This is a genomic window from Agaribacillus sp. DX54 (assembly GCF_056858335.1).
On the sequence record NZ_JBXEQE010000001.1, the window covers coordinates 533130 to 544901 of the forward strand.

Annotated in this window: 8 protein-coding genes; 3 read left to right on the top strand and 5 right to left on the bottom strand. The window is 40.4% G+C overall.

Annotated features, from left to right (window positions below):
* Positions 1–9: 9 nt before the first annotated feature.
* Together AC04NP_RS02165 and AC04NP_RS02170 are read left to right on the top strand one after the other, a co-directional pair.
* Complete coding sequence (locus AC04NP_RS02165; protein ID WP_482857655.1) at positions 10–1248, top strand: O-antigen ligase family protein; 1239 nt, start codon at positions 10–12, stop codon at positions 1246–1248.
* 83 nt (positions 1249–1331) lie between these two features.
* On the top strand, positions 1332–2519 hold the full coding sequence (locus AC04NP_RS02170) for a glycosyltransferase (RefSeq protein ID WP_482857657.1): 1188 nt from the start codon (positions 1332–1334) through the stop codon (positions 2517–2519).
* An 8-nt stretch (positions 2520–2527) separates the two neighbouring features.
* Here the strand turns inward: AC04NP_RS02170 and AC04NP_RS02175 are convergent, their stop codons facing one another.
* From AC04NP_RS02175 to AC04NP_RS02195, 5 genes are all read right to left on the bottom strand, one after another.
* Complete coding sequence (locus AC04NP_RS02175; protein ID WP_482857658.1) at positions 2528–4012, bottom strand: right-handed parallel beta-helix repeat-containing protein; 1485 nt, start codon at positions 4010–4012, stop codon at positions 2528–2530.
* Positions 4013–4122: 110 nt separating this feature from the next.
* Positions 4123–4254, bottom strand: a complete 132-nt coding sequence (locus tag AC04NP_RS02180) for a hypothetical protein (RefSeq protein WP_482857660.1) — start codon at positions 4252–4254, stop codon at positions 4123–4125.
* The gene (locus AC04NP_RS02185; protein WP_482857661.1) at positions 4247–5287 is read right to left on the bottom strand and encodes an SGNH/GDSL hydrolase family protein; all 1041 of its coding nucleotides are present in this window, start codon (positions 5285–5287) and stop codon (positions 4247–4249) included. The genes AC04NP_RS02180 and AC04NP_RS02185 overlap by 8 nt, the downstream gene beginning before the upstream one ends.
* Before the next feature lie 567 nt (positions 5288–5854).
* Entirely contained in the window at positions 5855–8455 is a 2601-nt protein-coding gene (locus AC04NP_RS02190; protein ID WP_482857663.1) for a T9SS type A sorting domain-containing protein, read from the bottom strand.
* Positions 8456–8784: 329 nt separating this feature from the next.
* A complete protein-coding gene (locus AC04NP_RS02195; protein ID WP_482857664.1) occupies positions 8785–10422 on the bottom strand; it encodes a glucosamine inositolphosphorylceramide transferase family protein in 1638 nt (545 codons plus the stop codon).
* A gap of 166 nt (positions 10423–10588) precedes the next feature.
* Here AC04NP_RS02195 and wecB point away from each other — a divergent pair, with 166 nt between their 5' ends.
* Complete coding sequence (gene wecB, locus AC04NP_RS02200; protein ID WP_482857666.1) at positions 10589–11725, top strand: non-hydrolyzing UDP-N-acetylglucosamine 2-epimerase; 1137 nt, start codon at positions 10589–10591, stop codon at positions 11723–11725.
* Positions 11726–11772 lie beyond the last annotated feature (47 nt).

Consider the following 11772-nt stretch of genomic DNA (forward strand, 5'->3'; position numbering starts at 1 on the left):
TAGTTTATTATGAATCTCGCCAGAAAATACGCATTGATTTTCTTTTTGTCGGTACCTTTTGCAGGTGGCCTGATTCCTGAATTCCAGTTTGGACCCATTCTTATGGAGGGAGAAAGGCTCTTTTTACTTTTGATGGCTTTATTTGTACCCTATCTTTTTGTGATTAATAATTTTGTATTAAAGGTTTCCTCTCTGACGGTATGGCTTTTGATCTACTACGCTTATCTCTTTATAAACCGGCTGATACAGGATACACTGGTGATGCCTGAAGTCATCAATTTTTCATTGCCGATTTTTTTGATGTTGTATTTTGATAACATTGATTTTAAACCGGAGGATTATAAAAAGTTTACGATTGTTTTGGCTATTGTGGGGGTGGGGTCTTTTTTAGCGAGCTTTATACAACTGACGATTGACCCTTTTTTCTATAGTGGGGGTACGCAAGAGGCCATTGACCATATCACACATTACGAAGTAATGCCCGGGGTTTACAGGAACAATTCACTTTACCGTGGACTAGGGGCCAATGAGGGGGCGATCGCCCTGGGCTGTTTGTCAACCTATTTTCTGTTTCAAAATTTTTACCGGTATCAGACCAAATACCTGATATTGACGGGCATGCTGGCTTTTGGTGTGTTTGTAATATTCGCCAAGTATTGCTGGCTGATGTTTCTGATAGCAGGTATGTTTTTTCTCTATCACCGGTATCCGAAAAGTCGCACGAGCCTCATGATTATCGGAGGCATTGTGCTGTTTTTTATTTATTTCTTTCTGTTTGAGCAAATCGAGCAATCGGCGATTTACAAAAACAGGATTTCAGCAGAAACCTATACCGGAAGAACCGAGTCATCCAGAATATTTTTTGAAACCTTCTTTGCCCGTAAACCGATATTTGGTTTTGGGGTAAGTAGCTGGGATTTTCCTGAGTACCTTAGCATGTTTTACATAGGTATTCATGTTGGCTTCTTCGATATTCTTTTCAGGGGCGGCATCATTGCCATTATCTTACTCATCATCTTTTGGATACAGGTTTGGAGGAAAAGTTATAGGGTCTATGAAAAAACCGGAAACCCGATGTTTTTCGCTTTTATAATGAATTATTTTCTGATTAACAGCACGGCAGTATTTATTTCTATATCTTTCTATGGTTACTATATGATGTTATTCGCCCTGGCTATGTATTATAAATTATTTGTGATTCAAGGATATGCTTTTCCTGCCAGTATCGACCAGATTAAGACAAAATGATTATCGACAAACCGGACAGATATCCCCGTTAACCTTGCAGAAATATTTTTACGAAACAAGAAATGTTAAAAAGCGGTTTTGAAATGAATAACAACATAGAACACATTGTTTATTTGGGTGGATTTGGATTTCCTGTAGGGCTGGCAGAAATACAAAAGATTAAGCTGGTAAGCAAAAGTTTAATTGCCGCGGGCGCCCGGGTTTTGGTCATCTGCAGATATGGTGTGCATAAAAGAAAAAAAGGCATTGAGATTCAAAAATCAGGGAGTTACGGGCAGATCAGGTATGTACATACAAGTGGTACTCCCTTTCGGCCGAAAAGCTTCCTGAAAAGAAATTTTTTAAAGATGTATGGAGTCATTGGGGAAATTGCACTTCTGATGAAATTATCATTTAAAAAACAACTGGATGTTGCCATCATATCTTCCAAGCGATTTGATTCGATTTTGTTATATTTTTTACTGTCGAAACTGTTAGGTTTCAAAACTGTGCTCAATTTTGCTGAGTTTAATTCGGCATTGTCCAGGGAAAAAGGTAAGAAGACAGGTTTTAATGATTACTTGTTCGAGCGGTATGCGTTTGGTTTGGTAGATGGGGTAATCCCGATCAGTGAGTTTTTGGAAAATATGGTTAAAGAAAAAAGCCCTCGAAAGCCGTGTATAAAGATTCCTGCCCTCTGTGATTTTTCAAAATTTAACCCTGATCAAAAAAAAACGGTTGAACCCTATTTTTTGTTTTGCGGTCTTTTAAACAGGGAGCTTATTGAATTTATTCTCGAGGCATTTGACAGGATCGATGAAGACACTCCGTATTATCTTTATTTGGTAGTAAACGGGTCAAAAGAGGGATTGGCACTATTGCAACAGGAAATTGCACATCGCAAAAAGGCGGATTTGATTAAAACTTTTAAAGAATTACCGTACCGGGAACTGGTGGACTTATACCTCAATGCCAAGGGATTGTTGATCCCATTGCGGCCGGTACCCCGGGACATCGCCCGTTTTCCGCATAAAATTGGTGAATATAGTGCTTCATCTAACCCCATTATTACCACTAATGTCGGAGAAATTGTTCATTTTTTTGAAGACGACAAAAATGCCTATGTAGCGGCCAGTTACGATGTCAAAGCGTATTCGAAAAAAATGGAGATGGTTGTTAAAGACCCTGAAAAGGCGAAGTTAATTGGCCAAAACGGGTGGAAATTAGGCAATGAACATTTCAATTATCTGCGCTATGGCGATAAACTGATAGATTTTTTTAAAAAACTATGACCCGTAGCCTACTTAGAAGTACTTTCTATCGCCCCTAAATCGGGATAACCCAGAATCGGATTTTCCAGGAAGTCCTGTTTTACATCGTATCTGATCCCCTGATCAATCGCAGGTGAATTGGCTAAAAGACTGAAATCCTGACCTTCCGGGTCTTTGAGCCTTGGGTTGAGGATGCTATTATTTTCATGAAGCTTAGAAAAATCTTTAAACGTAAACCCTCCCTGGGCAGGGGTATTAAAAAAGTCAATGAAGGAGTCCTGAACCACCCGGACCAATAATAAACGCTGATCATCACCACCGTAGATAATATTCCTTTGAATTTTAAAATTGATGGTATCATTCCAGATTGTATTGGGTTTGCCGCGTTTATTACCCGGGAATCTGACGACTGTCTGTTTTGGGTTGTGTGTGTTACCAAAAAATATGTTGTTGGTGATTTGATTGCCTGCAATCCAATCTGAGGGGTTGTACATGTTGTCATTGGCGGTGCCTAAAAGCAGAACGACCTTACTGTCCGGATGATTTTGATAAACCGTATTATTGTAAACCTTAATGTTTCTGGCATCCTGGATTTGAATTCCATGCTGAATACAATCATAAATAATATTATACCTGATGGTTACATTCTCAGTATCATGAATTTTATTCCCGGTTTGTACATGGGTTTTTATCCCTCCTGAGTCGATATATCCGTTTCCATCGATCTTGTTGTATTCTACCAGGTGGTTTTTACCGGCCCCAATATCGATGGCCTCAGAAACATTATTGAAAAACGCGTTATGGTGGATATGGGCATTTGATTGAATATTTGGGGCATTGATTCCGTCAGATACGTCATTGAGCCCCTGTCCGGCGTTTTCAATGTAGCAGTAGGCAATTTCAATGTCCCTGCAACCATAATATTCCGGGCCTTTGGGATTGGTGTGAAACCTGATGGCATTTTTTCCTTTTGTACCATTGACATGACACCTGAGAATTTTTATGCCGACGCAAAAGGTGTCCTTGGGATTGATCATAAATTGATGAGAGGTACTGCCCTGGATTTTTAAATCCTGAATGGTCCAGTAACTCATGTTAGTGATGTATAGTGCCTTGTTTTCGGCACCTTTGGAGTCCAGCACGGGTTTTGGAAGATCAGGATTACCATATGCGCCCAAAATGATAGGCTTCTCTGCGGTTCCATTACCGTTTTCCTTGAGAAAAACAGGATCAAACTGATCCCCTCTTTTGAAGCGTATTTTGTCACCGGGCCCAAAAATGTGCTTTTCTAATTTTTTGAATGATTTAAAGGGTGTCGATTCTGACAAACCATTAAAACTGTCATTGCCATCTGAGGATGACAGGTAATAAGTTTTTCCGGGATTTTCTTTCGGCTGACAACCTATCAAAAAGATGGGAAATAGTGTAAAGAACAGTAACTGCAATAAACTTAAGCATTGAAGTGTTTTTACACCTTTACTGACTTTAAAAGGCTTTGACAAATGTTTTTTCATGGTAATTCTATTCAGAATGCACCGGATTCCCTTTCTCCAAAATTAATTAAATCTTAAAAATAAGCTAAAATTCAAAGACCCCCAAATCGGGCTTATCTTTGAATATCTTATTATTTGAAATCAGAAACGAGCCCCACATCTGGCCCCTTGTTTATAGCGGATGCGTTGCTTTTCATACTGAAATCGCCATTATCCGGATCATTAAGTAAAGGGTCCGTATTGTAATCGTCAGGTTCATTCATCGTCAGACTCCATGGCTTTAATCACCTTCACCAGGTTTTCACCGAGAATTTTGTGCCCTTTCTTTCCCCAAATATGCCCTTCCGGGGATCCATAATCGCGCATACTTGCAAACCATGGGTTTACATTAACATATTTGAAATGTTTGGTTCGGTTTAAATGGTTCACCACTGATTTCAGGTAATCGGATTTTTCAAGGTCGCCGTTGACCGAAATCATAATAACGCTTATTCCCTGACTTCCAAGCTCTTCGGCAAACAAGGTTAGTAAATCTGCGTAAAATATCTCCGCTTTCGGGGCGTTGTTATTTTCAGCCTTGCGCAGATTTAACTGGGCATCTACTTCCTTATCTTTATAGAGTTTATAAATATTATTCCTGAAAAGATTATAAATCTGGCTCTTTTGGATAAACGATTTGGACATGTATATTTTTACCCAATTAACCGATAATTCACTATTTACGAATTTAAATTCATCGTTTTTAATCACGGTTACTCTGTTAGAGAAATTGTCCCTGAGGTCATTTTTACAATATTGTAGTATGACAATTTTGGGTTGGTAAAGTTTCCCAAATTCATAAAATCTGCGAATGTGTTGCGTTAATCCCCATCCTCCTACACTCAGGTTGATGACCTCATGGTTTTCTTTTAATTCACGACCCAAAATGGCAGCAAATTCTTCGCCGTCATTTACGCCTGTGCCAAACCCATAGGAATCTCCCAAAACCACAATATTGTTTTTACGGTAAACCTTTGCAATTGGAACAGGCTTTCCCCGGTACCGTAAGCTGTTGATTTGGTATTTGAACTTCCAAATACCTGGCCTTTTGTTGACCATAGTAACATTTGGATACAAAATGGCCCCATAGCTGCTCGAATACTGCCACCGGGGGTACAAATACGGTTGAGGATTTACAATTCTGATCAAAATTTCGCCAAACGCAATGATGACCATAAAACCCAGTAACAGGGAGATTATAGTAAACTGGATTTTTCTTTTTACAGTTAATACCCGCTTGGTTTTTTCTTGATTCATGTTTTTTCACTTTCCAGCATTACTGGAAAAGTGGAAATAAATATTTAGAAAATACTAAAAGTACAAAAAAATCTTGAAAAGATAAAAGCTTTGCTTTTTCTTAACGCAAAATTAACGTAGGGAGGAATAATCTGTATTGTAAGATGAATGCAAATGAGTAAGTACAATTTTTTTGGAAATTGACAATTGATAGTTGACAATTATTTTAGGGTATACACCTTTGGGGCCGTGATTATGAAATCATCGCATCCTCTTATTATTAAGGCTATCTGAGAGGGCAAGGGGCGCGGTGGTGCTCTTTCGGTGTGGAGGCACTAAGACACAAAGAATTTTACGAAAACGCTGTGCAACATCCATGGCTCGCTTGTGCCATACTTTTAACCCCGGATCTGGCAGCCTGGAAACTGAACAACCTGTGGGGGTGAATAACCTGGCGGGCTTAATAAAAATTAGCTTAAAACGCATGAAGCATTTTAAGCTAATTTTAAGATGTCAGGCAAACAGAAAATTTTAACTGTCTACATTGACGAAAACTCACTATGGTTTAACAATATTTCATAGGATATCTTAAAAGGACCGCTTTACTAAGATCGAAGTTGCTTTTGCACCATCGTACCTGACTTTCAGGTAATAGGTACCACTTTCGAGCGAAGATAAATCCATTTTCAGTGACGATCTGTTGGATCGGGTTTTGCTGATACAGGCCTTTTTTCTTATCCTGCCTCTCAGGTCATACACCATTACATCGACACGCCTTTTTACTTCTCTTGTATCGACTTTGATGTAGTTGCTAAAAGGGTTCGGATAAATTTTCAACTTTGACCGTAACCATCCGGGCATGCTGCTTATGGCTGAAATTTCAAGGTTAAAAGATTCTTTGGTTACCGCTGATTCATCCGCAACTTCGATGGTGATTTTGCAGGAACCGAAGGCCCTCTGCCTTGGGCAGATCGTAATTGACCTGCTTTCTCCCGATCCTTTGACAAAAATTCTGTTGTTGGGTACAAGCCTTTGATTACTTGATTTCACACGGACCACAAGGTCTTTGGCTGGAGTCTCCTCATCTCCGACTTTAAAGCACAACGGCCCCAACTTTTTATTCATGGATATTACCTGATTTTTGATCTCACTTATTGTGGGAGGGGTGTTTTTATCCAATATGGTATTTACAGTTACCGTGAAGGCCTCAGAAGTATGCATTTCACCATCAGATACCTGAACAACAATGGTAGTGATACCGGTTTGATCCTTTTGTGGAGAAATCCTGATGTTCCGCTCAGCTCCTGATCCACCCAGTTCAATATCACTGTTCTTAACCAGAGACTGGTTACTTGAAGTGGCGGTTACCATCAGATCACCGGGACCGGTTTCTGCATCTCCCACGGTAAAAGACAGCTTTTTGGTGCAAGAATTTTCCCCAATGGACAGATCTTCAATGTCACTGATGGTAGGAACTGTGTTGACAATCACATCATTTACCGTTACGCTAAATGACGTTGATGTTTCCTTATCCCCGTCAGATACTTTCAAAGTGATTTCGGTTGTGCCGGTCTCGTCTGATTTTGGGGTTAATGTAATAGTTCTTTGCGTGCCATTTCCACCCAAAACAATATCCTCATTGGCAAGCAGCGACTGATTGCCTGAGGTAGCTGTTACCGTAAGCGCATTAGCTTCGGTCTCAGAATCTCCAACTGTAAAATTCAAGGGCCCCAGTGTAGTATTTTCATCTATTTCCTGATCGCCCATGCTGCTGATAGCAGGTGCAGTGTTGACAGGCGCTGAGCTTTCGCAATCACCCGGAATAACACAATTAAGAAACTCTTCCAGGTTAGTATATCCGTCTCCGTTGCGGTCGCCATTTCTATCATCCGCCTTATTTGGATCCAACCCAACCGCCTTTTCCCAGTTATCATCCATTCCATCTTTATCCTGGTCCGGGTAAGCGCTTCCCATGGCAATACTTGGCCAACCGCCCACCGAAGCCGGTGAAGCTATATCATTTTGTCCGGTCCCACTCTTTACCTGATTGACAATTCTCTTATCGACTGCATCACGGAATATTGAAGCACCTCCGTCTTCCAGCACTTTATCATAGGCATCAAAAGCACTCAATACCTTAATACCCTCATTATAATTATGAGGAGAACGCTTTCGATGCTTTGCTTCACTGTTATCAGGATCGAAAACCGACCATTCATTGTTATCATTTGGATTGGTTCTTCTCTGGGAATGATAATTCCCTTTGACATAGAGCTGATTATCGGAGGGAGTACCTCCTTGTCCACCTATCACCATATAACCTTGCTCAACTTTTTTAACGGTGGGCCCTACTTTTGCGTAATTGCCAATGATATTTAGTTTGGCAGTGTTGTCCACTGTGAGCCCGCGTCCGGCCCAATTATATACAATATTATTGGTAACACTGCCGGTGGCTCCATTTATGTTAGGATTTCTTTGGGTATTATTAGCAAACAGATTTTTGATTACAGAAATTTTGGTAGCCTGATACTTTACAAATCCACCAAAAGCATGGCCCTTCAGACCTTCGGTGACAAAACTCCATTGCAGTGTAACATTGGTGACGCCATAATAAGGAGGATCGTTGGCATCGTAGGGAGTACCTACCACAGAAAAGCATTCGTCCCTGGCCCAACTGATAGAGCAGTGGTCAACCATAACGCCTGATACATTATGGCTTATGCCGCGTATACTGAGGGCGTCGTAGCCACTCTTGCCGGCCTCACCTCCCAACCTGAACCGCAAATAGCGAATAATTACATTATCCGCCGAGATATAAACCGGGTGCCGGCGAATGGTAATTCCGTTGGGAGAAGTTTGTCCGGCGATGGTTAGATCACCATTTTTCACCGAAATGGGCGAATTAAGTGTGAGGGTACCGGACACATTGAAAACTACAGTTCTTGGCCCTGAGGCGGTTAATGCAGCCCGGAAACTTCCTGCACCGCTATCATTCAGGTTGGTCACATAAATCACCTTACCACCTCTACCACCGCTTACGAAGCGTCCATATCCTTCCGCAGTGGGAAAAGCCAATTGTTGGGCTTCTATGGTTGGGCTGGTTAGCAGTGATATCAGGAGTAAAAATAAGTAGTTCAGTGATTTTAGTTTAGACGACGACTTGTCTAGTTTGATTGGTAATTGTCTCATTATAAGCATTAAAGAAAAAGTGGAAAATAACTGTTGGCAAGGAATGCTGGGATAGTTAAGCAGGGAATAGGTTGTTCATGTCCAATGATCAGTGTATCACAAAATATCAACCAACCATTGACAGGTCAAGGTTTTAGTGGTAGTAGTAGTGGTCAAATTGTTTCTAAACACTCATTGCCGATCGAACATCGCAATGGTAAATTTCATGCCAAACTTTATGGAAAATATAAATATTTGATTTATAGATAGTTACATTTCAAATGGGCACAAAATGACAACCCCGATACGTGGACTGAATATCCAAAATGATGAAAAACTCCACAGATTGTTTATCCGATTATTTTTTTCTTCTTCATTACTGCATCGATGATGGTCAATCCATCCGATTTATTGAAGGTATGCAGGCCGCTTATCCCTTTCAGATCCTTGGGTGTGTAGGAAATGCTTTCAATTTCTTTGTATGAAGATGGGGTCAGATCAGTAATCTCCTGAATAGATAACCCATAACCATACCGATAAGAACAGTTTTGAGCAGGCCTGAATATTTTGTTGTTTTGTGTGAATATTTTTCCTGCAGGCCGCGCTTTGGTCACATCCGAAACAATTGGATTGTCAGGATGGGGAGTCCAATCGGATGATATTGGGTCATCAGTATAAAACAGGAATAATTCATCCCAAAGTGATGCCTGTTTGTGTTCCTTCATATTGGTAAATATCCACCATGTACTGTTGTGAAAAAACAAAGTGGTGTCAACCGCTGAAATATGCTCTTTCAGGTTTTTGACGAACTCCCAGTGGTATGGAAATTCTTTACATTGATATAGCTCGATAGTATAATTTTGATTTGTTTCGGGAATCATGTAATGCTTCCCCAGATGTTGAAAGACAAAAGGGTAAGACATATGATATGACCGTTCAATTACTTTCCGGGGTTGGGACATCACCCCTTTGGAATTAATTTCTGATACTGAGATGAATCCCTTCTTTTTTTTCCCAGTATAGGATTCTTCCAAAAAAATATAATATCGTTCATTGTTTTTGTACACAAAGGGGTCAGCCCAGAATTTGTTTTTTGGAGGCAGCAAAGGCTTCATGGCATTTAACACAGAAGTTTCCTGCGAATTAAATTGAAACTGCAAACCCCATTTTTGTGAATACAACCTGTTGATGAACTTTTCCTTCAGGTACCTTTTCATAAAAACCAGGTTTACACGCATCAAATCAGTGAGATCTGGTATTTTATGGTTATTTCCCTGCATTTCGGATTCCGGATGACGGATTGGACTTAATGTTTGCTTTCGATAAAGCTCATTTAATTTTCTATGGGTAAATCCGGCACTTTTCCAAAAGCAAGATTCGCCGGTAGCGTTGATGGAAAACCTGTTTACGGGGCCTTTGCTTTCGTAAAGGATTTGCTCCTGAAGCGGATGAGTTTGAAAAGCCCTCAAACCGGAAAAAATGAAAGGCGATCCTTTAAGAAACTCCCATAGGCCCACCAATGATCCCCCTCTGCAACCGGCCATCCCAAAATGATTATACCAGACACCAAACCGGCTTGGATTGGCCGATTCAAATCTTAAAGGAATATAATCTAAAAGATAGATAACATCTAAACGGGCATTTACTAACCTGGATAAACCATCTTCTTTCAACTGGTAGCAGCCCTCTGTTTTTTCCAAATCAAATTTTACCGTCTCCTGTTTTTCCGTAAATAAATCTTTGATATTTTTAAGTACCGAAGCCTTCGCAGAACCTTTCCATTTTAATTTTTCTAATCGCAAATAGGATCGATACAAAAAGGCATTGTACCATTTTTTATCGGCCTCTGAGGATTGAAGTCGAAACTTCGCTGTAAATGCGATTTCGGCTATTCCGGATTTAATAATTTCTTCTACTGCGTAATACTTCCATGAGGAAACTTTAAAGGATCGTGTCAGAATGGCAACCCTTAACTTTTTTTTCTCCATTGAATAGGGTTTTTCAACCGCCAAATTTATAACAATTTCACCTGCTTCCAAATGAAGAATAGGCATGCTGTGCCCAATTGGCGTAGCTATATGATGATTAGGAATTGTAGTTTTTAATCAACACTTTTGTGATAATTCAATATTAAGTTTGATTTAAACAATAAGGATGAAGATAACCATTGTTGCCGGAGCCAGGCCGAACTTCATGAAAATTGCTCCGCTGATTCACGCCATAAACAGGGCTAAAGATAAAGGCTCGTCAATCTCTTATCGTTTGGTGCATACCGGGCAACACTATGACAAAAACCTCAGTGAAACATTTTTCAAAGATTTAAATATTCCCAGTCCTGATCTTAATCTGGGTGTTGGTTCCGGCTCGCAGGCAGTGCAAACCGCCAATATCATGATTAAATTTGAAGAGGAACTACTGAGCCATCCTTGCGATTATGTGCTGGTTGTAGGTGATGTTAACTCCACCCTGGCTTGTACCATTGTGGCTAAAAAGCTATGCACCAAGGTCATCCACGTAGAAGCCGGGCTGCGATCCTATGATTTGGCCATGCCGGAAGAAATTAACAGAATGGTAACCGATGCCCTGGCAGATGTTTATTTTACCACAACGCCAGAAGCCGGTTACAACCTAATTAACAGTGGGGTTAATAGTAAACAGATTTTTTTTGTGGGGAATACCATGATTGATTCCCTCATAGCCAATCAATCGAAATTTACCAGACCGGCGGTTGCAGATCAATTCAACCTGTCGTCAAAAGGCTTTCTGGTCATGACCTTACATCGTCCCTCCAATGTGGATGAGATGGATAAACTTGCCCGGATCATCGATCTGATTGATCGTAAATTCAGTGATAAAAAAATAATCTTTCCAGTCCATCCCCGAACCAGACAGGTACTTGAAAAATTAAAACCCGAAACCAACAATATCCACCTGACAGAACCACTCCGTTATCCTGAGTTTATGTACCTGGTTAAGGAAAGTTTTGCGGTCATCACAGATTCGGGTGGCATACAGGAGGAAACTACTTTTCTGGGCATTCCTTGTCTGACACTCCGGGGCAATACGGAAAGGCCGGAAACTGTTGACATTGGAACAAACATTTTGCTTTCGTTTGACGAAAAACTAATATCGGAGGCCATAGATCAATTGTTGGCCGGTGATTGGAAAAGTGGTAAAGTTCCTTTGTTTTGGGATGGTAAGGCTTCGGAAAGAATTGTGGAGGTGTTGGAGCGTATCGATTTAACATTGCAGGGAGCTGGTCGCCCTTTGTTGCAAAAATCTGACAGTTGATGAGGTATGTTCATTCATTTAGGCGTAGCGTTCATCCAGTTACCTTC

What these genes read in the sequence shown, in the direction of transcription:
- AC04NP_RS02165 (WP_482857655.1), top strand. Translation starts at nt 10, where the DNA reads ATGAATCTCGCCAGAAAATACGCATTGATTTTCTTTTTGTCGGTACCT.
- AC04NP_RS02170 (WP_482857657.1), top strand. Translation starts at nt 1,332, where the DNA reads ATGAATAACAACATAGAACACATTGTTTATTTGGGTGGATTTGGATTT.
- AC04NP_RS02175 (WP_482857658.1), bottom strand. Translation starts at nt 4,012, where the DNA reads ATGAAAAAACATTTGTCAAAGCCTTTTAAAGTCAGTAAAGGTGTAAAA.
- AC04NP_RS02180 (WP_482857660.1), bottom strand. Translation starts at nt 4,254, where the DNA reads ATGAATGAACCTGACGATTACAATACGGACCCTTTACTTAATGATCCG.
- AC04NP_RS02185 (WP_482857661.1), bottom strand. Translation starts at nt 5,287, where the DNA reads ATGAATCAAGAAAAAACCAAGCGGGTATTAACTGTAAAAAGAAAAATC.
- AC04NP_RS02190 (WP_482857663.1), bottom strand. Translation starts at nt 8,455, where the DNA reads ATGAGACAATTACCAATCAAACTAGACAAGTCGTCGTCTAAACTAAAA.
- AC04NP_RS02195 (WP_482857664.1), bottom strand. Translation starts at nt 10,422, where the DNA reads ATGGAGAAAAAAAAGTTAAGGGTTGCCATTCTGACACGATCCTTTAAA.
- wecB (WP_482857666.1), top strand. Translation starts at nt 10,589, where the DNA reads ATGAAGATAACCATTGTTGCCGGAGCCAGGCCGAACTTCATGAAAATT.